We start from the raw sequence: 22,682 nt of genomic DNA, 5'->3' as shown, positions 1-22,682 counted from the left end.
CCGGGGTGGCGGCCGTGGGACGAGTCAACTACCGGGGGATGAGCGCAGGATGACGTCTCGGTGAGAGTGCTCTCATGGTCAGGACTCGAAGCGGTAGCCGATGCCCCGGACGGTGGTGATGCGGTCTGCGCCGAGCTTGGCGCGCAGGTAGCGGACGTAGACGTCGACGACGTTGGAGCTGCCGGTGACCTCGTAGCCCCACACCCGGTCGAGGAGCTGGTCGCGGCTGAGGGCCTGCCCGGCGTGCTCCATGAGCTCGCGGGCGAGGGCGAACTCGCGGGCGGAGAGCTCGACCGGGCGGCCGTCGACCGCGGCGGTGTGCGCGACCAGGTCGAGGACCACGCCGCCGGCGACGACCTGCTGGGTGTCGGCGGGCGCGGCGGCGGACTGGCGCAGGCGGACCTTGACGCGGGCGAGCAGCTCCTCGACCCGGAAGGGCTTGGCGAGGTAGTCGTCGGCGCCGCTCTCCAGGCCGGAGACCGTGTCCTCGAGGGAGTCGCGGGCGGTGCACATGATGATCGGCACCGGGTCCTCCATCGTGCGCAGCATCCTCAGCACGGTGAAGCCGTCCATCCGCGGCAGCCCGACGTCCAGGACGACGAGGTCGACGTTGCCCTCGGCCACGGCCTCGAGGGTCGCCAGGCCGTCGCCGACGACCGTCGTCCGGTAGCCGGCCCCCCGCAGACCGCGGTCGATGACGCGGGCGATGCCCTCCTCGTCCTCCGCGATCAGGATGTGCTGCATGGCGTCAGGGTAGTCGCGGGCGGAACGGGCAGCGGCCGGCGAGGTGTCGACCGGCCTGTTCAGAGGTGTCGACTGGCCTGTTCAGAGGTGTCGTCCGGTTTGGCCAGAGGTCGTGATCGGTGACCTGCAGAAACGCGGTCGCGCGGTGATCAAAGTGGATGAGACCCCGGGGCGTGCCGACTGCACCTGGGTGGATCGGACGATCACGGGCGTGGATCGTCGTCCACAGGCCGGCGCAGCACGCCAGCGGCGCAACGCCCGCATGCGTCATCGTGCTTCGGCATGGATGGGGACCTGGAGAGCTACCTGGACGAGCACGACCACATCATCACGGCACGCGAGGCCAGGTCGGTCGGGATCAGGACCGAGAAGATCCAGGCGGCTGTGCGCACGGGGGAGCTGGTCCGGGTGGTCCGCGGCGGATACGTCACGAGGTCGGCGATGCTGGCCGTGAGCTACGAGGCGCGCCACGTGCTGCGCACCACCGTTCTCCTGCGGACCCGTCCGGAGGACGTCGCGGCGAGCCACACCAGCGCCGCGGCGATGTGGGGCCTGCCCGTCCCTGCCTCCGAGCTGGAGCGGATGCATGTCTGCCACCGCACCAGGAAGGGCACGACCCGGGTCCACCGGGAGTTCACGGTGCACTGCTGCCCCGGTGAGGACGCGGTCGTCCCGGCGGAGGTCGTCCGGTCGTCCAACACCTTCGGCCTCGTCCTGCCTGCCGGCGACCCCGGGCCGGACGACGCCGACGCCCGGCCCTCGCCCGCCGCGACCGGCACCGTCCTTGTGGTCCACCCGGCCGTCGCCGCCATCCAGAGCGCGCAGCTCACCCGGACCAGCATCGCGGTGAGCATCATCGACGCCGTCCGCCAGCGTCGGCTCGCGACCGTGCCCGAGCTGCGGGAGTGGCTCGACCGGATGCGTTTCGTCCCCGGGATCCCGCACGTCCGCGAGGCACTGGCGAAGTCGGACGGGTTGGCCGAGTCGCCGCCCGAGTCCTGGCTGCGGCTCATCCTCGTCGAGCTCGGCTACACGGTCGTGGCTCAGCACACCATCTGCGAGGACGGGCGGGTCTTCGCGCGGGTGGACTTCTACCTGCCCGAGCTCGGGGTCGTCGTCGAGTTCGACGGACGGGTGAAGTACGTCCGGCCCGACGGCTCAGGGGACGGTGACGCGGTGGTGGCCGAGAAGCTGCGCGAGGACCGCATCCGGCGCCTGGGGTACGGGGTGGTCCGGGTAGGCAGCCAGGATCTGCGGAGGCCGGACCTCATCGACCGCCACATCAAGGATGCCGCCAGGACCGTGCGGTGGGAGAAGCTCGCGTCCTGAGGACCGACTGCCGTCGAGGTCTCGGCCGCTTTGCACGGGTCGCTGGTCGGGCGACCTGCGGAAACGTGCCCGGGCGGTGGTGAAACCGGATGACACCCCCGTGCATACTGGACGACACCCCTCCCGAACGCCGAGTCACGCCTCGAACAGCCCTCCGACCAGCGACGATGCCGAGCCGGAACACGCCTGTGGACACCGGACTTGGGAAAGCCTGGGTGCGGCGTTATGGTCCTCCGATGCGTTCACACACCCTCGTGCGCGTTGGCGTCGCCTGCCTGATGGTCGGCCTCGTCCTCCTGGCCGCCGGATCTGCCCTCGTCGACCGGACCACCGCCCCCGACCTGCTGCAGCCGCTGCTCACCGCCTGCACCTACGCCCTGGTGACCAGCGGCGTGGGTCTGCTGGCGATGGGGGTGGCGTTCCCGGACCTGCCGGAGGGCGAGACGGGGCACCACGACCCCGCCACCGCGCACCCCACGACACCCTTCGCCCGGCGCTGAGCCGGCCGCCTCACCCCGCGGCATCCTTCGCCCGGCGCTGAGCCGGCCCCCTCAGCTGACGACACCCTCCCGGACATCGGTGGGCTGCTCCGCGGCACCGAGGGCCTCACGACCCGCGGTCGCGGGCAGGAAGATCCGGAACGTCGACCCGGCGCCCTCCTCGGACTCCACCTCGACGACCCCGCCATGCGACTCGGCGATGACCCGGACGATCGGCAGTCCCAGCCCAGAGCCCTCCGTCCGGGCGGCGTTCTCGGCCCGGGCGAACCGGTCGAAGACCCGCTCACGGCTCTCCGTCGGGATCCCGATCCCCTGGTCGCCCACGCCGAGCACGAGATATCTCGGCGCGGGCCGGGCGCCCAGCTCCCGGGCCCGTCGCCCCTGCTCGGAGCCGGCGTCGGCCCAGGCGGTCGACAGCTCGACGACCGACCCCTCGTCGCTGAACTTCACGGCGTTCGCGGCCAGCTGGACCAGCGCCTGCAGGACCCGCTGCCGGTCCACCTCCACCAGACCCTCGGCGTCAGCGTCCAGACGCCAGGCCCGCGGGCCGAGCGCGACCATCCGGTCCATCGCCTCGACGGCCAGCTCGGTCACGTCGGTCTCGGCCGGGCGCAGGAAGTTCGGGCGTTGCGACCGGGCCAGCATGAGCAGGTCGTCGACGAGCCGCTGCATCCGGTCGACCTCGTCCAGCACCAGCCGTCGCGAGGCCTCCACGTCCTCGGCGTCCCGAGGGTCGAGCAGCTCGGCGTTGCCCCGGATCACGGTCAGCGGGGTCCGCAGCTCGTGCGCCGCGTCGTCGAGGAACTGCCGCTGCTCGCGCACCCCGGCCTCGATCCGGTCGAGCATCTCGTTGTAGCGCACCGCCAGCTCGGCCACCTCGGTGTCGGCCGACTCCACCTCGACCCGTCGGCTGAGGTCCTCGGTCGTCGTCTGCGCGGTCGCCTGCTGCAGGTCGCGCAGCGGGCGGAGCAGCCGCCCCAGCGACAGGTGGGCCAGGAGCGCCGCGACCGTGAGCACCGCCAGCGACAGCCCGGCGTAGGTGAGCGCCTGCCTGGTCAGCTGCGCGCTCTGCCGGCCCAGGTCGATGACGACGACGAACGTGGCCTCCCTCGTCTCCTCCGGCAGCTGGACGTCCGTCACGAGCATCCGCAGCGTCGTCCCCTGCGTGCGGACCGACGTCACCCCGGCCCTGCCCTCCGCGACGGCGAGCTCCTCGACGGCCGCCAGGACGTCGGGGTGGCGGACGCTGAACGGCCGCTCGCCGCCGGAGTAGAGCGCGACCTGCCCGTCCACCAGCGCCAGCAGCGCCTCGTCCTCCCCGGCGACGGCGGTCTGCAGGAACGCCAGGAAGAGCTGGTCGGCGTCCTGGTAGGGCCGTCCGTCCTGCTCCGGCCCCGACTGGGCCAGCAGCATCAGCTCGGCCTGCTCCTGCAGCAGCTCGGCGTCCACCCGCTCGGCCAGCGACCGGTAGCCCAGCGCGTAGTTGACCAGCCCGGTCACCACCAGCCCGACCGTCATCACGGCGACGACGAGGGCGAGCAGCCGTTGCCGGACCGACCAGGCGCGACCCTTCACGGAACGTCCCCCGCCCCCCGCTCCTCGAGCACCCCGTGCGCCAGCAGCGCGAACGACACCAGCCAGTGGGTCGCCATGAAGTCCCCGTCGGTGATCTCCCGCAGCACCGCCCGCTCCTGGGCGTCGGCACCGGCCCGCAGCCGCGCGGCCACCCGCGGGTCGACCCGCCCCGCGAGCACCCGCAGCTGCCAGGCCCGGCTGAGCGCCAGGCCCAGCAGGTGGGCGTACTGCCCGTCCGTCGAGTCACCCACCTCCGGCACCGCCAGCAGGTGCTCGTGCCGACCCTCGCCGAGCCCGGGCAGGAACCCCTCCAGCCACCCGGCGAACGCCCCGGGCTCCAGCACGCACGTCATCAACCCGGCCTCGGTCAGCGCGGGGCTGAGGAAGTCGGTGCCTCCCGGCTCCCACGCGGTCGGGGCGTCGACGTCCTCGCCGAACCACGCCAGCGCCCGCTCCCGGCACGCGGCCACGACGTCGTCCCGCCCCAGCCGGCCGAAGCCGTCGATGAGCAGCCACAGCGCGAACGCGTCGTTCTGGTGCTTGCCGTGGCGCACCGGATAGGTCTGCCGGGGCAGCCAGGCCAGGACGTGCTCGGCCAGGACCTCCCCCAGCGGTGCCAGGGCGTCGGCCCAGGACGACCAGGAGGTATGCCGTCGGGCCCCCTCCGCGACTGTCGCTCCCAGCTGGGTCGCCCAGGCCCAGCCGTAGGGCCGCTCGAACGAGGGCCGCTCCCGCAGGTAGGCCACCTCGGCCGCGACGTTCTCGACCGTCAGCCGCTCCCCCAGCAGACCGACCACGGCGGCGGTCTCCTGCTCGCCGAGCGCGTCGGCATACCGGAGCAGGAGGGTGACCAGGGACCACTGGACGTGCACGCAGGAGTGCCAGTCGAGGGCGCCGTGGAAGGCGGGGTGCAGGCGTTCGGGGACCAGGGTGGTGTCGTCGGGGCCGGTGACCAGGTGGCCGGGCGACCACGGGTACGGCGTGGTCACGACCGCGCGCGCGATGCGGCTCCAGACGGCGGCGTCGGCGGGCGGTGGGAGGGGGGACATGGTCCATTACTACACTCGCCGGGTGAGCGCGGATGAGAACGAGGGCTACTACTACGTGGCGCAGGGGGACGGGCGGTATGCCCCGACCCGCAACGCGCAGGGGGCGTGGCAGGAGACCGAGCAGCACATGGCGCCGGTCGCCGGGCTGCTCGTGCACTGCCTGGAGCGGCACGACCCGCGGCCCGAGCTGCAGTGGGCGCGGATCAGCTTCGACATCCTGGGGATGATCCACCTCGAGGAGACGACGGTGGTGACGCGCACGCTGCGGCCGGGGCGGACGATCGAGCTGGTGGAGGCGACCGCGAGCGCCGGCGGCCGGGAAGTCGTGCGGGCGACGGCGTGGCGGCTGGCGCGGACGGACACCGCCGAGGTCGCCGGCGTGGAGGCGCCGTCGATGCCGGGGCCGGAGGAGGTGCCGGTGTGGACGGGGATGGAGCACTGGGGCGGCGGGTTCATCAGCTCGCTGGAGTTCCGGTCCGCGGAGACCCGGCCGGGGCGGGGGCACGCGTGGGCGCGCACGCCGGTGGGCCTGGTGGACGGGGAGGAGAGCAGCGGGTTCGCGCGGTGGTGCGGACTGCTGGACGTGGCCAACGGGATCGCCAACCGGCAGGCGCCGACCGAGTGGCTGTATCCGAACGTCGACCTCACGCTGCACCTGCACCGGCAGCCCGAGGGCGAGTGGGTCGGGCTGGACACCTCGGTCAGCTGGGGGCCGACCGGGGCGGGGCAGACGTCGTCGGTGGTGCACGACGTGGCCGGGCCGGTGGGCACGGTCGAGCAGGCGCTGACGATCCGGCCGAGGGGCTGACGGGGGCGGTCCGTTCCGGCAGATGTGACACAGATCACAGAGAATCGGGGCAACGAACGGGGGTTCCCGGACGTCTTTACTGATGTCGGGACGGGACACCCGATGGCAGTCACGAGGGGCGCCTCACAGCGACGTGACTCACCCTGGGGGAGCAGGGGTGGGGTGCTGGTTCAGGGGACCGGCACCCCACCACCTGCGGATCAGTCGCCCACGACCGTCAGCTGGATGTCGAGGGCGCTGAACATGCCGGTCAGCATGGTGCGCGTGTTCTCCTCGGCCTGCTGCGTCAGGCCCGACTCCTGCGCCGCGGCCGTCATCTTCTCCTCGGCGAGCTGGTAGAGCTCCTGCTGGTCCTGGGTGGAGATCGCATCCCCCAGCCGGTTGATGACGCCACGGTCCTGCGAGTAGAGATAGGTCCGGTCGTGGTCGAGGTTGGGCGGATCCAGCTGCGCCTCGGGCAGCCGGATCCGGGCCGTCGTGCCGTCCTCGGACAGGGTCAGGTCGCCGTCCGCGAGCCCGGAGAGATCGACGTAGGCGTTCACCGTGCCCGCCGCGACGAACAGCGAGCGCTCCCCGGCGATGAAGCCGGGAACCCAGCGCACCTCCTCCTCCTGGTCGAGGATCACCTCGAAGGTGCCCACCGCCGCGTGGAACTGGCTGATCTCCTGCACCGACTCCAGCAGGACCGGCTGGCTGCGGTCGACAGTCTCGGTCCGGAACGGGTTGGGGAGGTCGAACCGGCCGAAGAGCAGGAGAGCGACGACCGCGAGGACCACCGCGACCGCCAACGTCGAGACCAGCCGGAGCACCACACCCATGGAGGCAATCTACGGCCGGGGCCTCGCCCGCCTCCCGCCGGGCAGGTCCGGAAGGGACGCCCGGGGCACCGTGGGGAACGTCCGGGACCCCCGGCCCGTCGCACCAGCAGGGGTGAGATGCTCAGGACGAGGGCGAGGAGGCCAGGATGCGAGACGGACGCAGGACCGCACGGACGCACCACCAGGGTCGGGTCCGGGGGGTCGTCGCTGGCCTGGCCGCGCTGACCCTCGTGCTGGGCGGCTGCGGGGACACGTCCGACCCGGCCGCGTCCGACGGGGCGGCCACCACCGCGCCGGGCCAGGCGACCGACGACACCGCGACCACGCCGGCCCCCGACCAGGCGGACACCAACGACAGCACGGAGGACGACATGGACCCGAGCAGGACCCCGATCCCGGTGCCCGGTCCGGCGCTGCCGACCGGGCCCGTCCCGGACGCGGTCCTCCAGAACGACGACGTCCAGGAGGCGATCGCCGCGGAGGCCGACCGGAAGGGCGTGGACCCCGAGGACGTGGAGGTCGTCGGCTACGCCACCGTCACCTGGTCGGACGGCAGCCTGGGCTGCCCGAAGCCGGGGATGATGTACACCCAGGCGCTGGTCCCCGGCCGGCAGCTGGTCCTGGCGGTCGACGGGCAGCAGGCCAGCTACCACGCGGCGGCGGACGGTCCGTTCACCTACTGCGCCAACCCGACGGCGCCCTCCGGCGGGGGCACGGCACCGTCCGACATGTGACCTGAAACACGTTTCCCCTTGCCGCCGTCCCGGCCGGGTGGAAGCATCCCCCCATGTCAACGACGACACGAGCCGCCCTGACGGCCCTCTGCGCATCCGCCCTGACCGCCACCCTCGCCGCGAGCCCGACCCAGGCCGCAGGCGAGCACTACGTCGCCCTGGGCGACAGCTTCTCCGCCGGCACCGGCACCCGGGCGGCGGTGGACGAGTGCTACCGCTCCCCCTACGGCTACCCGGCCCTGCTCGCGTCCAGCCAGCAGCTGGCCCTCGACTACCAGGCCTGCTCCGGCGCGACCACCGCCGACGTGCACGCCAACCAGCTGGGCACGCTCACCGACGCGACGGCATACGTGACCATGACGATCGGCGGCAACGACGTGGGCTTCGCCGACGTCATCACCGAGTGCGCGCTGCCGGGGTGGATGAGCAACTGCTACGGCGAGATCGACCGCTCGCGCGCCATCCTCGACGGTGAGCTGCCGGGCCGGCTCGACGCGCTCTACGGCGACATCCGGTCGCGGGCCTCGCAGGCCACGGTCGTGGTCGCCGGCTACCCGTACCTGTTCAACGGCGAGGACTGCAACCTGGCCACCTTCTTCTCCTCCGGCGAGATGCGCGAGCTCAACGCAGGCACCGCCGAGCTCGACACGCTCATCGAGGCCAAGGCGACCGGCGTGGGCTTCACCTACGTCGACGTGCGCGAGCCCTTCCTCGGGCACGCGGTCTGCGACGACCCGGAGTGGATCAACGGGCTGAGCAACCCGGTCGTGGAGTCCTACCACCCCAACAGGCTGGGCAACGAGGGGTATGCCGTCGCGCTCGCCCCCGCGCTCGTCACCTCCCCCGGCGGCGGGGGCGGCGACGACGGCTCCACCGGTGGCGGGGGCAAGGGCGGCGGCAAGGGAGGTGGCGGCAAGGGCAAGAAGGTCGCCACCGCCGACGCCGACCTGACAGCCACGGCCACCGTGCGCCAGTCGCCCTCGGCCGACCGCCCCACCCGGACGTCCGACCTCACCGTCCGCGAGCAGGCCCAGGCCGTCCTGGCGATGGACCTGGACACCGAGGCCAACCTGCGTCGTGCCGAGGTCGCCGGCGTCGACACCGGCCGCCTCACCCGCGCGGTCGCCAAGCTGCGCAGCCCCAACGCCGCCGTCCAGGAGGCCGGTCTGATCGAGCTGCAGGAGCTGGACGCCGAGTTCGAGGCGCGGCGGGTCCAGAACTAGAGCACCCGGGAGCAGCCTGCCGGGCTCCCCTACCGCAAGGTAACGATTGGGTCAACAGCCTCCCTAAACGGCCGGGCCCGGGGCAGACTGTCGGCACCCCGCCCATCCCCGGTCGGGGTAGCCCGTGCCTGTTACGCAACCAAGGAGAATTCATGCCAGCCGCACCACAAGGGCGTCGTCGCCTGGCAGCAGGTGTGCTGTCCGGACTGACGGGCGTCTGCCTGGTCGGGACCACGGCCCTGCCGACGTCCGCCGACCCCCAGCAGCCGGAGTACCTCGGCAGCGCCGCCGACTTCGGCATCACCCCGCCCACCGTCGACGACACCAGCGTCGACCTCAGCGAGTCCGCCATCGAGGGGCGGTGGCTCGTCCAGGTCGACAGCGCTCCGCGCGTGGCCGGCGGCAGCGCAAAGGCCGCCGACCGGGCCCGTTCCGCCGTCGTCCAGGCGGCCCGTGCCGACGGCGTGGACGTCAAGGTCGACCGCGCCTTCGAGGCCGGCTGGACCGGGTTCTCCGCCCACGTGGCCGACCGGGACGTCGAGGCCCTGCGCAACGTCGCCGGCGTCGTCGGCGTGTTCCCCGTCGTCGAGGTGGAGCGTCCGACCACCTCGGCCGAGCCGCAGATGGACTACGCCGTCGCCATGACCGGCGCCGACGTGGCCCAGACCGAGCTCGGCCTCAGCGGGAAGGGTGTCAAGGTCGGTGTCATCGACACCGGCATCGACTACAACCACCCGGACCTGGGTGGGAGCGGCACGAACGACGAGGCCGTCGACTTCCCCAACGACCGCGTGGTCGCCGGCTACGACTTCGTGGGCGACGACTACGACGCCTCGGGCGAGAACGGCACCCCCAACCCGGTGCCGGACGAGTTCCCCGACGACTGCAACGGCCACGGCACCCACGTCGCCGGCATCGTCGGCGCCTCCGGCGAGATCACCGGCGTTGCTCCCGAGGCGGACCTGGGCGCATACCGGGTCTTCGGCTGCGAGGGCTCCTCCGACAGCGAGATCATCCTCGCCGCGATGGAGCAGGCGTTCGAGGACGGCATGGACGTGGTCAACATGTCCCTGGGTGCCGGGTTCATGACCTGGCCGTCCTACCCGACCGCCCAGGCGGCCGACGCCTTCACCGCGGCCGGCCAGACCTACACGGTCTCGGCGGGCAACTCCGGGACCAGCGGCACCTTCTCCGGTGGCGCTCCGGGCGTCGCGCACGACGTGATCACGGTCGCGTCGGTGGACAACACGCACTTCCTCGCCTCGACCTTCGAGACGGCCGGCGGACTCTCGGTCGCCTACGCGGAGGCCAGCGACGCGCCGGCCGCACCGACCTCCGGATCGCTGGAACTCGTGTCGGCCGGGCCGGCCGGGAGTGACGCGGCCAGGGCCTGCCTGGCCGATCCGGACGCGGATCCTCCGATTGCCGCAGCGCCAGCACCCGAGGCGAGTGCGGGCCAGGCCCTGCTGGTCGAGCGCGGTGTCTGCTCCTTCCACTCGAAGGCGCTCAACGCGCAGCAGGCGGGCTACGAGGCCGTCGTGATCTACAACAACGTCGAGGGCGTCATCAACGCGACCGTCGCGGGAGATCCCCCCATCACCATCCCGGCCGTCACCATCCTGCAGGCGGACGGGCTGGCGCTCCAGGAGGAGATCGGGGACGACACGACCACGATCACCTGGACCGACGAGAAGGTCGCCTTCGACAACCCAACGGGCGGTCTGATGTCCGACTTTTCCTCCTACGGGCTGGCTGCTGACCTGACGCTCAAGCCCGACGTGGCGGCCCCGGGTGGAAGCATCAACTCCACCTACCCGCTGGAGAACGGCGAGTACGCGTCTCTCTCCGGCACCTCGATGGCCGCGCCGCACGCCGCAGGCGCCGCAGCACTGCTGCTCGAGGCACGCCCCGACCTGGAGCCGCTCGACGTGCGGACGGCACTGCAGAACACCGCCGACCAGCTCGGCTGGTACCGCGCCCCGGGTGCATACCTGGAGCCGGTCCACCGGCAGGGCGCCGGTCTGATCGACATCCCGCAGGCCGTCACCACCGCCACCAAGGTCGAGGCGTCAAAGATCTCGCTCGGCGAGGGCGAGGCGGGCCCGGTCACCACCACGCTGACCGTGTCCAACGACGGTGCTGAGGACGTCACGTACGAGCTGGATGCCTTCGCCGGTATCGCCACCGCCGGCAGCACGAGCGCACCCGGCTTCTACGGCCCCGGCACCGACGTCACCTTCTCCGCCGACTCAGTCACGGTCCCCGCGGGCGGGTCCGCTTCCGTGGACGTCACCATCGGCGACCCCTACCAGACCGACGGCGTCATCCACGGCGGGTGGCTGACTTTCAGCACCGAGACCGACACCCTGTCGGTGCCGTTTGCCGGGATGTCCGGCGACTACCAGGCGCTCGAGGTGCTGACGGACGGTCCGACCGGCCTGCCCCTCCCGTCCTTGGGCGTGGTGATCGACGGTGGGCTCTACCTGAACGACGAGGCGGGCTACACCTACTCGATGGTGGGTGACGACGTGCCCTACCTGATCCACCACCGCGAGTACCCGGTCTCCTCCCTCGCCATCAACGTCTACGAGGCGAACGAGGACGGCGAGAAGGGCAAGAAGGTGCACAGCCGGTTCCACAACTGGCTGACCCTGACCGACCTGGGCCGCACGTTCGACCCGGACATCCTGGCCTGGGACGGCACCCACCAGGGCAACAACGGCAAGGGCAACGACAAGGCGCGCAAGGTTGCCGACGGCGACTACGTCCTCGAGATCGAGGTGCTGCGGGCCCTGGGTGACCCGAGCAACCCGGACCACGTCGAGACCTGGACCTCCCCGGCCTTCACGGTCGAGTGGGGCGAGGGGTCGGACACCGGTGCCGGCAACGGCCCCAACCCTGGCAAGGGCAAGGGACGTCCGTGACTCTGTCCTAGCGATCACCACCCGGGGAGCCCCGGTCACCGTCAGGTGACCGGGGCTCCCCCACGTCCTGGCCGGCCCCACCCCCAGGGGTGACTTGCTGGTAACAATCTGGCAAAGACCGTGTACATCTCGTTTCCGAGAGCGGAGGATCGGGGCGGGTCCGGGAGTCACACCGCTGTGACCACCCGGATCCGTCCCATCCCTGTGAGAGAGGAACCCCGTGGGTATGACGTCCCCGCGCCGGGGTGCACGCGTCGCTGCGTTCGCCACCGCCGCCACCGTCGTCGTCTCGCCGCTCGCCCTGTCCGCCAACGCAGCACCGCAGCTGCAGGTGGACCAGAGCCGCAAGACGTACATCGTCCAGCTGGAGGCCGCACCGGTAGCCAGCTACACCGGCGGCGTCGCCGGCATCCCGGCCACCAAGCCAGCCAAGGGCGAAAAGGTGGACACTGAGTCGGCCAACGCCCGCGCCTACGAGATGCATCTGCGCAACGAGCAGGCCAAGGCCCTCCGCCAGGCCGGCCTTCCCGCCGAGGCCAAGGTCCACGAGTTCACGGTGGCTATCAACGGCTTCACTGCTGACCTGACCGCAAGCGAGGCCGCGAAGCTCTCCAAGACCACAGGCGTGGTCAACGTGTGGGAGGACGAGCTCCGCCACGCGGACACCGTGTCCACGCCGGACTACCTCGGGATGACTGGCGCCAACGGCGTGTGGCAGGAGCAGTTCGGCGGCGACGCAGATGCAGGCAAGGGGATCGTCGTCGGCGTCATCGACACCGGCATCGACCCGGACAACCCGAGCTTCGCCCAGATCGACAAAGTGAAGAAGCCCAAGGGCAAGTTCAAGTGTGCGACTCCAAGGGATCCCGAGTTCAAGTGCTCCAAGAAGATCGTCGGCGCCCGTTACTACGGCACTGAGTACGACAACAATGTCGCCTACGACTACGAGAGCCCGCGGGACATGAACGGTCACGGCTCGCACACCGCCGGCACCGCTGTGGGCAACCACGGCGTCGAGATGTCCATCATGGGCACCGACCTGGGCGCGGGCTCCGGCATGGCACCCGCCGCTCACGTGGCGGTGTACAAGGCGCTGTGGCAGACGGCTGATGGGAACGGCTCCGGCACGTCCTCGGGACTGGTGGCCGCGATCGACGACGCTGTCGCTGACGGTGTCGACGTCATCAATTACTCGGTCTCCGGCTCGAGCACGTATGTCGTGACGGCGGACGAGCTTGCGTTCCTCGGGGCGGCTGACGCTGGCGTGTTCGTGTCCACCTCGGCCGGCAACAGCGGTGACACCGTCGGCACGTCCTCGGTGGCCCACAACTCCCCGTGGACCATGACCGTCGCTGCGAGCACGCACAACCGGGGCGCGGAGAAGACCGTCACCCTAGGCAACGGCGAGGTCTACGAGGGAGTGGGTGTCGGCGAGGCCGTCGGTCCTGCGCCGCTCGTCTACGCCGGCGACATCCCCGCCGCCGACTCCGAGTCCGCAGACGCGGCCCTGTGCTACCCCGGCTCTCTCGACGCCACCGAGGCGGCCGAGAAGATCGTCATCTGTGACCGCGGCGCGATCGCCCGGGTCGACAAGAGCCTGGCGGTCAAGCAGGCCGGTGGCATCGGCATGATCCAGGCCAACAACAACGACGTCGAGTCGCTCAACGCGGACTTCCACCACGTGCCGAGCATCCACGTTGACGGGACAGACGGCGCCGAGATCAAGGCGTACGAGGACCTTGTCGGTGTCGAGGCGACCGCGACCATCTCCGCCATGTCGACCGACCCTGTCGACGCGCCCTCGATGGCCGGCTTCTCGTCCTACGGACCGGCTCTGGCCGGTGGCGGTGACCTGCTCAAGCCCGACATCACCGCTCCGGGTGTCGACGTCGCCGCGGCCTACCACGAGGACCCCGAGACCGGTGAGCCGACGTTCAACCAGATCTCCGGCACCTCGATGTCGGCCCCGCACATCGCTGGGCTGGCTGCGCTGCTCAAGCAGAAGAACCCCACGTGGAGCCCGATGGCGGTCAAGTCGGCCATGATGACCACGGCTCGTCAGACCACTGACGCCGGCCAGCCCATCCAGTGGGCCGGGGGCGACGCCACCCCGCTGAACTTCGGTTCCGGCGAGGTCGTGCCGACCAGGTCCTACAACCCCGGTCTGGTCTACGACTCGGACTGGCAGGACTGGTACGCCTACGCGTGCTCGATCGACCAGCTGCAGCTGGTCGGCGGGGCAGGGTACTGCGCCGCACAGGAGCCGATGAACCCGAGCGACCTCAACTACCCGAGCATCGCCGTCGGAGACCTCACCGGAACCCAGACGGTCACCCGTACTGTCACCAACGTGGGCCAGGGTGCGATGACCTACACCGCGCGGGTGGATGTCCCCGCTGGTACGACGGTGGACGTGAACCCGAGCACCTTGACTGTGCCGGCCGGTGGCGAGGCTGACTTCGAGGTCACGATCACCCGCACGGACGCTGCTCTAGAGGAGTACACCTTCGGTGCGCTCACCTGGGTCCCGAGCGACTCGGTCGTCAGCGAGGTCCGCAGCCCGATCGCTGTTCGTCCGGTCGGTGTCGCCGCACCGGTCGAGGTCGCTGGCACCGGAACGGACGGGTCCACCGACCTGTCCGTGACGACAGGCTTCACTGGAACCTTGAACACGAGTGTGAGCGGACTCCTGCCCTCTACTGCAACAGACATGACGGTGGAGAGCGGCCCGACCCTCCAAGACGGCTACGAGGCCTTCGAGGTCCCGGAAGGTATCGACGTGCTCCGGTTCGCGACCTACAGGGAGGAGGTCGATGCCGCTGATATCGACCTCAACCTCTACACGTACGATGGCGAGTTCCTCTACCCCGTTGCCGGCAGTGGGTCCGCCAGCTCGACGGAGATGATCACGGTGGAAGATCCTGAGGCTGCCACCTACGTCCTGGCGGTCGACGTGTGGAGCGAGGAGCCGGTCTCGTCTCTGAAGCTGCACAGCTGGCAGCTGTCCGACATCGACGAAGGGAACCTCACGGTGGAGCCGGATTCCGTCCCCGTCACGATGACGGAGACCACCACACTCACCGCGACGTGGTCCGGGCTGGACGCGAGCGAGCGCTACCTCGGTCAGGTCAACTTCCTCGACGGCACGACGCTCGCGGGCAGCACGCTTGTGACCGTCAACCCCTGAGGATGAGCACCGACGGCTAGACCGTCGAACCCACGAGGAGGCCCCTCCCGGATCCGTCCGGGAGGGGCCTCCTTCGTGCTGCTGCCGGATTCTTACCCGGCCCGCACCACCGTGATCGTCGTGCCGTCCGAGTCGCCGTCGGGGTCGGTGTTGGCGGCCGACACGTAGGCGAGGTCGCCTGCCGTCACAGATTTGACGACGAAGGTGAGGGCGTTGTCCTTCTTACCGGTCGTCTCGGTCACCGTGCACGTCCCGTCGGCGGCGGTGTCGCACGAACCGGCACCTCCGGTCGTGGACCACGTGCCGGAGACCGTGGCGCCCTCGACCGGCGTGCCATCGCCGTCCAGGACGGTGACCGACACGTCCGCGCGCCACTGGTTCTTGATGTCGACAGTGGTCGCGTCGAGGTCACCGACGTGCATGGTCGTCGGCGGCTCCGGGTCGGTGGTCGGAGGGTCGGTCGGATCGGGGTCAACCGGATCGGTGGGGATAGTCGGGTCTGTCGGGTCTGTCGGGTCACCGGAATCGGCCGCCGCCATCCGCTCCGCCACGGCCGTCCGGATCTCCGGCAGCTGCGCGTAGAGCAGCTCGCCCGGGCACGCGGTCGCGTTGTAGTCCTGGTGGCCGCCGATGGTCTGGACGACCTTCTCCTCGAAGCTCACCGGGTTCACGTAGGTGACCTCAGCCTCCGGGTCGAGCCCGTGCCGCACGGACAAGTCGGCCAGCAGCCCCTCCAGCCCGTCGACGGCCGCGGCTTTAGGCGCGCTCTTGTAGCGGCCCCGCCCGGTAAAGTCCCCCAGCAGCGCGACCCCGACGTTCCCGGAGTTCCAGCCGCCCGTGTGCGCGCCGGTGACCACACGTTCGCCACCGTCCTCGTGGCCGAAGTCCTCGCACGAGGTGCTCGCCGTGCCGGACCAGCGGCCCTCGTAGACGGTGCCGCTCTCGTCGATGAGGTACTGGTAGCCGATGTCGCCCCATCCGTTGTCCACCGCGTGGTAGCGGTAGATCGCCCGCACGGTCGCGGCCGGGTTCTGGTCGTCGTTGGCCGTCACCGTGTGGTGCACGGTGAGCGCCTGGGGCGCATGGAACGACAGCTCGAACTCCTCGCGCAGGCTCTCGTCGGCGCCCCACCCCGCCCGGGCCACGCAGTCCGTGGTCGACCACGCGTTCGCCGCCCCGCCGGGCCGCTCCCCCACCTTCTCCAGCGGGCCGTCGGTCGTGTTGATCGCCACCGCCTGCGCGTCCAGGGCGGACGCGGGCAGGCCCCGGACCTGGTATGCCGTCGCGCCGGCTGCCGGCACGAGCGCGCTGGTCCACCGGTCCTCGGCCTGGGCGCCGTCCTCCTGCAGCGGGAGCCAGTCACCCCATACCCCGTCGTGGCGCAGGCGGACCGCGGCCTGGGAGGTGGCGTGCCCGTGCTCCTGGCTGTGGCCGTGCGCCCCCGGGGCGTCGTGCAGGACACCGACGAAGTCCATCGGGAAGCCGGGCTCCACCGGCCCGGCCTGCACGGGCTTGCGGTCGGCCAGCGTGCTGGGTGCCATGACGGCCACCGACGGCTGGATCCAGACCAGCATCGAGGCGAGCAGGCCGACGACGGCGGCGTAGAGGACGGTCTTGCGGCTCAGGGACGTGGCCACGGCAGCTCCAGGGTTCGGAGGGATGAGGAGGCAAGTGAACCACCCCGGGCCGACAGGGGGACAGGTGCGGCAGACTGGGTGGCGAGCCCAGCTCTCGAGGACGAGGCCGGGCGGACGATGCGGGGAGGACGCCCATGATGACCTGGCCGCCCGAGGACAGGTTCGACGACGGGTCTCGAGACCGTGGACAGCATTGGGCACCCCAGGACGACGCGCCCGGAAGAGGGACCCAGGGGCCGCCCGACGATGCCCCGTGGTCGGGCGGGCCGCCGCCCATCCCCACCTACAACCCACCGGGCCCGACCCACGCGGAGGGTATGCAGCGCCGCGCGCCTCCGCCCCCGCCCGCCGGGACACGCTACGCGGACTGGGGCGAGCGGGTCGGCGCGGGCCTCGTGGACGGCGGCGTCCTCCTGGCGGCGCTGCTCGTGGCGGGCACCCTCACGGACGTCTCGGACACCCTCGGCGGGCTGGCGGCGCTGGCCTGGTTCGGCCTCGCCGGCTGGATGGCCTGGCTCAACGGCAGCAAGGGCCAGTCTCCGGGCAAGGCCGTCCTGGGCCTGCGGGTCGTCCGCGACGCCGACGGCTCCACCCTCGGCGGGCCGGTGGGCCTGGTGCGCACGGGCGTGCTCTGGCTCGTCGGCCCCGTGACCGGAGGTCTCCTCGTCGTCCTGTCGATGCTGTGGCCGCTGTGGGACCGCAAGAACCGCACGCTGCACGACGCGATCGTCAGCGCCTCGGTGCTCGGCGGCTACCCGCGCGCCCGGTTCGGCAAGGAGATCTTCCGGCCCTGACCGGCCGCAGGTGGCCCGCCCCCGCCTACCGCGGCAGCAGGGCCACCCCTCGGTCGTCCAGCCGCAGCCGCACCTCGTCCCCTAGGCGGTGGTCCGGCTCGTCGGCCAGGGCCGCGACCGTCCCGACGCCCTCGGCGTCGACGTCCAGGTGCACGGCGTCCGACACCGTCACCGCCCGTCGGACCACCCCGGCGAGCCCGCCGGCCTCGTCGACCCGCAGCGCGCTCGGCCGCAGGGCCACGACCCGCCCGTCCGCTCCCCCACCGGCACCGCCACCACACACCTCGTGTCCAAGGACCTCCCGCCCCACGACCCGCTCCGCGGCCTCCCCCGACAGGAACGTCTCGTAGCCGATGAACTCGGCCACCTCCCGCGACACCGGCGCCCGCCACACCTCGCCGGTCGGCCCCTCCTGGGCGATCTTCCCCTCGAGCATCACCGCCATCCGGTCGGCCACCGTGAACGCCTCGTCGTGGTCGTGCGTGACCATCACCGCCGTGGTCCCGGTCTGCACAAGGATCTCCCGCAGGTCGCCCGCCAGCCGGTCCCGCAGCGACCGGTCCAGCGCCGACAACGGCTCGTCGAGCAGCAGCAGCGCCGGGTCCGCGGCCAACGACCTCGCCAGCGCCACCCGCTGCTGCTGCCCGCCGGACAGGGTCGCGGGGCGGCGGTCGGCATACCCCTGCATCCCCACCAGCTCGAGCAGCTCCTCCACCCGCCCGCGCCGCGCCGCGCGCCCCATGCCACCCAGGCGCAGGGCATACGCAATGTTCTCCCCCACCGACGCGTGGTTGAACAGCTGCCCGTCCTGGAACATCAGCGCGAACCCGCGCTCGTGCGTGGGCACCCCCGCCAGGTCGCGCCCGTCCCAGACGACCGACCCGGCGGTCAGCGGCTCCAGCCCGGCGACGGCCCGCAGCAGCGTCGACTTCCCGCACCCGGACGGCCCGATCACCGCGAGCACGTCCCCCTCGGCCACGGACAGCGAGACCGAGCGCACCGCCGCCAGCGCCCCGAACCGCACGGTGACGTCCCTCAGCTCCAGCATCGCCTCAACCATCTCAGAACGTCCCGACCGACCCGACGCGCAGCCGCTCCACGACCGCCATCACCGCCACCGTCAGGCCCGCCAGCACGACCGAGGCGGCGAGCGCCATCCCCAGGTTCTCCGCCCCGGGTCGCGAGATGAGCTGGTAGATCACCACCGGCACCGTCGGCCGGTCGGGCCGTGCCAGGAACGCCGTCGCGCCGAACTCCCCCAGCGACACCGCGAACGCGAACCCGGTCGCCGCCGCCAGCGGCCGCGCGAGCACCGGCGCCTCAGCGGTCCACGCCGCCCGCCACGGCCCGGCCCCCAGCGCCGCGGCCGCCTCCCGCTGCCGCGGGTCGACCGAGCGCAGCACGGGCGTGAGGGTGCGCACCACCAGCGGCAGCGCCACCATCGCCTGGGCGATCGGCACGAGCACCGGCGAGGAGCGCAGGTCCAGCGGCGGCCGGTCGAGGGTGATGAGGAAGCCGAAGCCCACGGTCACCGCCGAGATCCCCAGCGGCAGCATGAACGCCCCGTCGAGCAGCGACACCGCCCGCGCCCACCCCGGCGACCGCGGCCGGCGCGAGACCACGAGCGCGACGATCAGCCCGAGCGTCATCGCGATGACCGTCGCGTCGACGGCGGTGCGCAGGGAGTTCTCCACCGCGTCGGTCACGCTGACCCGCAGCACCGGGGTCGAGGTCGGGTCGGTGAGCATGCGGTAGTTCTCCAGCGTCCACGCCCCGCCCCGTCGCAGCGACCGCACGACGAGCGTCCCCACCGGCACGAGCACGAGCGCCACCGCCAGCGCGGTCACCGCCAGGGCGGCGGCGTCCTCCCGGCGCGGTCGACGCGCCGCCGCCCGGGCGCCCACCCGCTTGAGCGCCCCCTCGGTGCGCCGCCGGGTCCGCGCGGCCAGGGTCAGCATGACCACGACGGCCACGAGCTGCAGCACCGACAGCACCGCCGCGCCCTGCAGGTCGAGGAACTGGGTGGTCAGCAGGTAGATCTCGGTCTCCACCGTCCCGTAGCGCAGCCCGCCCAGCGTCAGCACCACCCCGAACGCCGTGGAGCAGAAGAGGAAGACGAGCGTGGCCGCCGAGACCACCGCCGGCGCGAGCGCGGGGAGGGTGACGGTGCGCCATACCTGCCAGGGGGTGGCCCCGAGGGTGGCGGCGGATTCCTCCGCCCGCCGGTCCAGCCCCTCCCACATCCCGCCGACGGTGCGCACGACGACGGCGAGGTTGAAGAAGACGAACGCCAGCAGGATCGGCACCCACGTGCCGTCGAGCCCGAGGAAGCCCAGCGGCCCGCCCGTCGACAGCAGCGAGCGGAACATCACGCCGACGACCACGGTCGGCAGCACGAACGGCATGATGACGACCGCCCGCAGCAGGCCGCGGCCGGGGAAGCGCAGGCGGTGCAGGACGTAGGCCGTCGGCAGCCCCAGCAGCAGCGTGCCCGCCGTGCCGGCCGCCGAGCTCCACAGGGTGAACCACAGCACCCGCAGCGTGCGCGCCCGCCCGAGCACCTCGGGCACCCCGGAGAGGTCGAGCCGCCCGTCGGGCAGGAACCCGCGCGCCAGCATCCCGCCGACGGGCAGCACGAAGAAGACGGCGAGGAAGGCCAGCGGCAGCAGCGCCGCCAGGCCGAGGACCAGGCCAGGCCCGGAGGGGTATGCCGCGCGCCGGCGCCGCGCGGACGTGCGCCCCGGCGCGGGGTCGGGCGGGCCCGGCGCGGACGGGTTCCGCGGGGACGAGGTGGTGGGCAGGGCCAAGGTCGACTTCCTTCGCCGGTGCTAACCGGGGCAGGTTCTTAGGGTCTGCGGCTGCGGGCCGCACTCTCAGCGCCGGGGCGCTCCCCTGTCGGACCCCTCCAGGCTACAGGCCACGCGTGCCGACCCGCGGCCGAGTGCCACACTGGAACGGCCATGACGGACCGGACGCTGCACTCCTCGTCTCGCGACCTGGCCGAGCAGGCCGGTGCGGTGCTGCTGGAGCTGCGCGCCCGGCTGCGGGCCGAGGGGGTCGGGCCCCGGGAGATGAAGCGCGCCGGCGACCGCGCCGCGCAGGAGTCCATCGCCGGTGGCCTGACCCGGCTCCACCCGGGCGACGCCGTGCTCAGCGAGGAGGCGCCCGACGACCTGCGGCGCCTGTCGCGCGACCGCGTGTGGATCGTCGACCCGTTGGACGGTACCCGCGAGTTCGGCGAGCCGCCACGGGACGACTGGGCGGTGCACGTGGCGGTGTGGGAGCGCGGCGAGCTGGTCGCCGGGACGGTGGCCCTGCCGGCCCGAGGGGTCGTCCACAGCACCGGGCCGTTCGCCGCGGGCCGGCCCCCGACGCGGCGTCCCGGTCCCCTGCGGCTGGCCGTCTCCCGGTCCCGCCCGAATGCCCTGGTCGTGGACCTGTCGGAGCGGCTGCAGGCCGAGCTGGTGCCGATGGGCTCGGCGGGGGTCAAGGCGATGGCGGTCGTCGACGGGACGGTCGACGCCTACGTGCACGCCGGCGGGCAGTTCGAGTGGGACTCCGCGGCCCCGGTGGCGGTGGCCCGGGCCCACGGGCTGCACACGAGCCGGACCGACGGGTCAGCGCTGCGCTACAACGCGCCGGACCCGTGGCTGCCGGACCTGGTCGTGTGCCGACCGGAGGTCGCAGACCTGCTGCTGACCACGATCGCGGTCCTGCCGGACGCTGGCGCAGACCGCTGCTTACGCCGTTAACCCGTTGCGACACAGCCGTGTCACAATCTCCCGTCTCGACGATGAGGACTCAGGGGAGAACGACCGTGACACGTCTAGTGGTGAAGATGAACGACCGTGGCAGCTGGGAGGTGTTGGACGACACCGGCAAACGCCTCTTCTCGGGTGACAAGCTGCGCGCGCAGGGCTTCGCGCGCCGCCGCTGCGCGGTCGAGGGCGGCAGCGTCGCCGTCGTCAGCCGGACCGGCGAGCAGCTCGCGGAGTTCGCCGTGTCGCCCTACGGCGGCCAGACGCCGCGCGCCCTCCAGCGCCGCAGCCTGTTCCGACGCGCCGGTGACCGCAGCCGCTGACCGACCCCGCCGACAGCGCCCGGCTCACCCGGTCGCGATGTCCGCCCACTCCCGCAGCCAGGTCTCCCGCTCGGCCTCGATCTGGTCCGGGTGGACCACGATCGGGTCCTCGGCCACGGTGGCCCACTGCGCCCACAGCTCGGGCAGCTCGACCTCCTCGTCCACGGGGAACATGAACATGCTGTCCGGGATCGAGGCCTGCACCTGCGGGCTCACCAGCCAGTCCACGACCGCCTGCGCGCCCTCGGGGTTCTCCGCCCCCTCCAGCACCCCGGCGTACTCCACCTGCCGGAAGCAGGTCTCCATCAGCGCCCGCGTCGTCGGCTGGAAGCCGCCCTCGGGGATGGTGAACGGCGGCGAGCTGGCGTAGGACAGCACGATCGGCCGATCACCTCCGCCCCCGCCGGCGGTGAAGTCGACGGTGTAGGCGTCGGTCCAGCCGCTGGTGACCTTGGCCCCGTTGGCCATCAGGTCCTCCCAGTAGCCCTGCCACTGCCCCGGCCCGAACTCCCCGATGGTTGCCAGCAGGAACGCCATCCCCGGCGAGGACGTGCTCGCCCCCGGCGTGACGAAGAGGTCCTCGTACTCCGGCTCCGTCAGGTCCGTCAGCGTCTGCGGCGGAGCGATCCCGTTGTTGGCGAACCACACGTCGTCCACGTTCACGCACACGTCGCCGAAGTCGACCGGGGTCAGGTATGCCGCACCCCCCTGCAGCGCGTGCTCCTCCGCCGACTCGGGTAGGTCGGAGGGGGTGTATGCCGCCAGCACGCCCTCGTCGAGGGCGCGGGTGCCGTATGTGTTGTCGATGCCGAAGACGGCGTCGCCGATGGGACTGCCGGCGGTGAGCACGAGCCGGTTGGTCAGCTCGCCGGCGTCGCCGGAGGACTGGATCGTCAGGTCCCACCCGGTCTCGGCCTCGAAGGCCGTGACGAGTTCTTCGGGCACGTTGAACGAGGAGTGGGTGACGAGGACGACCTCGTCGGTGGTGGGCGCGGCGGCAGTCGCCGTGCTGGTGTCGCCGTCGGTGGCGGTCGAGCTGTCACCGTCGGCGCCGGCACCCGTCGTGCCTTCCCCGTCCTGGGTCGGAGCGGGAGCCGGAGCCGGGGCGGGCTCCTCGTCCTCACCCCCCAGCAGGGTGCAGGAGCTCAGGACCAGGCCGGCTGCGGCCGTCAGGGCCAGGGCACGGGTGGTGGACCGGTGGGTGGGCATCATCGCGTCTCCTTGTCGACTTCCTTCGCCGGTGCTAACCGGTGCAGGTTCGAGGGTCTGCGGCGGGTGC

The 22,682-nt window shown here is 72.1% G+C and carries 18 protein-coding genes and 1 riboswitch; of the genes, 10 read left to right on the top strand and 8 right to left on the bottom strand.

Features of this window, described 5'->3' with window-relative positions; all coding sequences use genetic code 11:
* Positions 1–78: 78 nt before the first annotated feature.
* Complete coding sequence (locus FJR00_RS01630; RefSeq protein ID WP_141337195.1) at positions 79–744, bottom strand: response regulator transcription factor; 666 nt, start codon at positions 742–744, stop codon at positions 79–81.
* Between the two features lie 282 nt (positions 745–1,026).
* Between FJR00_RS01630 and FJR00_RS01625 the strand changes: the two genes are divergently transcribed.
* Complete coding sequence (locus tag FJR00_RS01625) at positions 1,027–2,073, top strand: PDDEXK family nuclease (RefSeq protein ID WP_141337194.1); 1,047 nt, start codon at positions 1,027–1,029, stop codon at positions 2,071–2,073.
* Between the two features lie 236 nt (positions 2,074–2,309).
* The gene (locus tag FJR00_RS01620; RefSeq protein ID WP_141337193.1) at positions 2,310–2,573 is read left to right on the top strand and encodes a hypothetical protein; all 264 of its coding nucleotides are present in this window, start codon (positions 2,310–2,312) and stop codon (positions 2,571–2,573) included.
* Positions 2,574–2,624: 51 nt separating this feature from the next.
* On the opposite strand, the gene FJR00_RS01615 is transcribed toward FJR00_RS01620, so the two are convergent.
* Positions 2,625–4,148 carry a sensor histidine kinase gene (locus tag FJR00_RS01615; protein WP_141337192.1) on the bottom strand — a complete coding sequence of 508 codons (1,524 nt, stop codon included), beginning with the start codon at positions 4,146–4,148 and terminating at the stop codon, positions 2,625–2,627.
* Positions 4,145–5,197, bottom strand: coding sequence for a DUF2891 family protein (locus FJR00_RS01610; protein WP_141337191.1), 1,053 nt, complete (start codon positions 5,195–5,197; stop codon positions 4,145–4,147). The genes FJR00_RS01615 and FJR00_RS01610 overlap by 4 nt, the downstream gene beginning before the upstream one ends.
* A 22-nt stretch (positions 5,198–5,219) precedes the next feature.
* On the opposite strand from FJR00_RS01610, the gene FJR00_RS01605 reads away from it, so the two are divergent.
* Positions 5,220–6,005 (top strand): thioesterase family protein, encoded by a 786-nt coding sequence (locus tag FJR00_RS01605; protein WP_238330247.1) that lies wholly within the window; start codon positions 5,220–5,222, stop codon positions 6,003–6,005.
* A gap of 200 nt (positions 6,006–6,205) precedes the next feature.
* On the opposite strand, the gene FJR00_RS01600 is transcribed toward FJR00_RS01605, so the two are convergent.
* The gene (locus FJR00_RS01600; protein ID WP_141337189.1) at positions 6,206–6,823 is read right to left on the bottom strand and encodes a DUF4230 domain-containing protein; all 618 of its coding nucleotides are present in this window, start codon (positions 6,821–6,823) and stop codon (positions 6,206–6,208) included.
* A gap of 146 nt (positions 6,824–6,969) precedes the next feature.
* Between FJR00_RS01600 and FJR00_RS01595 the strand changes: the two genes are divergently transcribed.
* From FJR00_RS01595 to FJR00_RS01580, 4 genes are all read left to right on the top strand, one after another.
* Positions 6,970–7,557, top strand: a complete 588-nt coding sequence (locus FJR00_RS01595; protein ID WP_141337188.1) for a hypothetical protein — start codon at positions 6,970–6,972, stop codon at positions 7,555–7,557.
* Positions 7,558–7,610: 53 nt separating this feature from the next.
* Positions 7,611–8,780 carry an SGNH/GDSL hydrolase family protein gene (locus FJR00_RS01590; protein WP_141337187.1) on the top strand — a complete coding sequence of 390 codons (1,170 nt, stop codon included), beginning with the start codon at positions 7,611–7,613 and terminating at the stop codon, positions 8,778–8,780.
* Between the two features lie 152 nt (positions 8,781–8,932).
* The gene (locus FJR00_RS16475; protein ID WP_141337186.1) at positions 8,933–11,704 is read left to right on the top strand and encodes a S8 family serine peptidase; all 2,772 of its coding nucleotides are present in this window, start codon (positions 8,933–8,935) and stop codon (positions 11,702–11,704) included.
* Between the two features lie 226 nt (positions 11,705–11,930).
* Entirely contained in the window at positions 11,931–14,891 is a 2,961-nt protein-coding gene (locus FJR00_RS01580) for a S8 family serine peptidase (protein WP_141337185.1), read from the top strand.
* 92 nt (positions 14,892–14,983) lie between these two features.
* Here the strand turns inward: FJR00_RS01580 and FJR00_RS01575 are convergent, their stop codons facing one another.
* Entirely contained in the window at positions 14,984–16,528 is a 1,545-nt protein-coding gene (locus tag FJR00_RS01575) for an N-acetylmuramoyl-L-alanine amidase (RefSeq protein ID WP_141337184.1), read from the bottom strand.
* A gap of 317 nt (positions 16,529–16,845) precedes the next feature.
* Between FJR00_RS01575 and FJR00_RS01570 the strand changes: the two genes are divergently transcribed.
* Positions 16,846–17,322, top strand: coding sequence for an RDD family protein (locus tag FJR00_RS01570; RefSeq protein ID WP_181409452.1), 477 nt, complete (start codon positions 16,846–16,848; stop codon positions 17,320–17,322).
* Between the two features lie 25 nt (positions 17,323–17,347).
* Here the strand turns inward: FJR00_RS01570 and FJR00_RS01565 are convergent, their stop codons facing one another.
* Both FJR00_RS01565 and FJR00_RS01560 read right to left on the bottom strand, forming a co-directional pair.
* The gene (locus FJR00_RS01565; RefSeq protein ID WP_238330245.1) at positions 17,348–18,382 is read right to left on the bottom strand and encodes an ABC transporter ATP-binding protein; all 1,035 of its coding nucleotides are present in this window, start codon (positions 18,380–18,382) and stop codon (positions 17,348–17,350) included.
* A gap of 1 nt (position 18,383) precedes the next feature.
* Entirely contained in the window at positions 18,384–20,123 is a 1,740-nt protein-coding gene (locus FJR00_RS01560; RefSeq protein WP_141337361.1) for an ABC transporter permease, read from the bottom strand.
* Positions 20,120–20,226, bottom strand: a riboswitch (TPP riboswitch). Its footprint overlaps the gene before it by 4 nt.
* A gap of 56 nt (positions 20,227–20,282) precedes the next feature.
* Here FJR00_RS01560 and FJR00_RS01555 point away from each other — a divergent pair.
* Together FJR00_RS01555 and FJR00_RS01550 are read left to right on the top strand one after the other, a co-directional pair.
* Positions 20,283–21,074, top strand: a complete 792-nt coding sequence (locus FJR00_RS01555; RefSeq protein WP_141337182.1) for a 3'(2'),5'-bisphosphate nucleotidase CysQ — start codon at positions 20,283–20,285, stop codon at positions 21,072–21,074.
* Between the two features lie 80 nt (positions 21,075–21,154).
* A complete protein-coding gene (locus tag FJR00_RS01550; RefSeq protein ID WP_141337181.1) occupies positions 21,155–21,403 on the top strand; it encodes a hypothetical protein in 249 nt (82 codons plus the stop codon).
* A gap of 24 nt (positions 21,404–21,427) precedes the next feature.
* Here FJR00_RS01550 and FJR00_RS01545 read toward each other — a convergent pair whose 3' ends face one another.
* Positions 21,428–22,615 carry a thiamine ABC transporter substrate-binding protein gene (locus tag FJR00_RS01545; RefSeq protein ID WP_141337180.1) on the bottom strand — a complete coding sequence of 396 codons (1,188 nt, stop codon included), beginning with the start codon at positions 22,613–22,615 and terminating at the stop codon, positions 21,428–21,430.
* Positions 22,616–22,682: the final 67 nt, after the last annotated feature.

It is taken from the genome of Ornithinimicrobium kibberense (assembly GCF_006519705.1).
GTDB classification, from domain to species: Bacteria; Actinomycetota; Actinomycetes; order Actinomycetales; family Dermatophilaceae; genus Ornithinicoccus; species Ornithinicoccus kibberensis.
Note: the sequence above shows the minus strand (reverse complement) of the source record. Positions and strands in the feature narration are given on the sequence as shown.

What these genes read in the sequence shown, in the direction of transcription:
- FJR00_RS01630 (WP_141337195.1), bottom strand. Translation starts at nt 744, where the DNA reads ATGCAGCACATCCTGATCGCGGAGGACGAGGAGGGCATCGCCCGCGTC.
- FJR00_RS01625 (WP_141337194.1), top strand. Translation starts at nt 1,027, where the DNA reads ATGGATGGGGACCTGGAGAGCTACCTGGACGAGCACGACCACATCATC.
- FJR00_RS01620 (WP_141337193.1), top strand. Translation starts at nt 2,310, where the DNA reads ATGCGTTCACACACCCTCGTGCGCGTTGGCGTCGCCTGCCTGATGGTC.
- FJR00_RS01610 (WP_141337191.1), bottom strand. Translation starts at nt 5,197, where the DNA reads ATGTCCCCCCTCCCACCGCCCGCCGACGCCGCCGTCTGGAGCCGCATC.
- FJR00_RS01600 (WP_141337189.1), bottom strand. Translation starts at nt 6,823, where the DNA reads ATGGGTGTGGTGCTCCGGCTGGTCTCGACGTTGGCGGTCGCGGTGGTC.
- FJR00_RS01595 (WP_141337188.1), top strand. Translation starts at nt 6,970, where the DNA reads ATGCGAGACGGACGCAGGACCGCACGGACGCACCACCAGGGTCGGGTC.
- FJR00_RS01590 (WP_141337187.1), top strand. Translation starts at nt 7,611, where the DNA reads ATGTCAACGACGACACGAGCCGCCCTGACGGCCCTCTGCGCATCCGCC.
- FJR00_RS16475 (WP_141337186.1), top strand. Translation starts at nt 8,933, where the DNA reads ATGCCAGCCGCACCACAAGGGCGTCGTCGCCTGGCAGCAGGTGTGCTG.
- FJR00_RS01580 (WP_141337185.1), top strand. Translation starts at nt 11,931, where the DNA reads ATGACGTCCCCGCGCCGGGGTGCACGCGTCGCTGCGTTCGCCACCGCC.
- FJR00_RS01570 (WP_181409452.1), top strand. Translation starts at nt 16,846, where the DNA reads ATGCAGCGCCGCGCGCCTCCGCCCCCGCCCGCCGGGACACGCTACGCG.
- FJR00_RS01565 (WP_238330245.1), bottom strand. Translation starts at nt 18,382, where the DNA reads ATGGTTGAGGCGATGCTGGAGCTGAGGGACGTCACCGTGCGGTTCGGG.
- FJR00_RS01555 (WP_141337182.1), top strand. Translation starts at nt 20,283, where the DNA reads ATGACGGACCGGACGCTGCACTCCTCGTCTCGCGACCTGGCCGAGCAG.
- FJR00_RS01545 (WP_141337180.1), bottom strand. Translation starts at nt 22,615, where the DNA reads ATGATGCCCACCCACCGGTCCACCACCCGTGCCCTGGCCCTGACGGCC.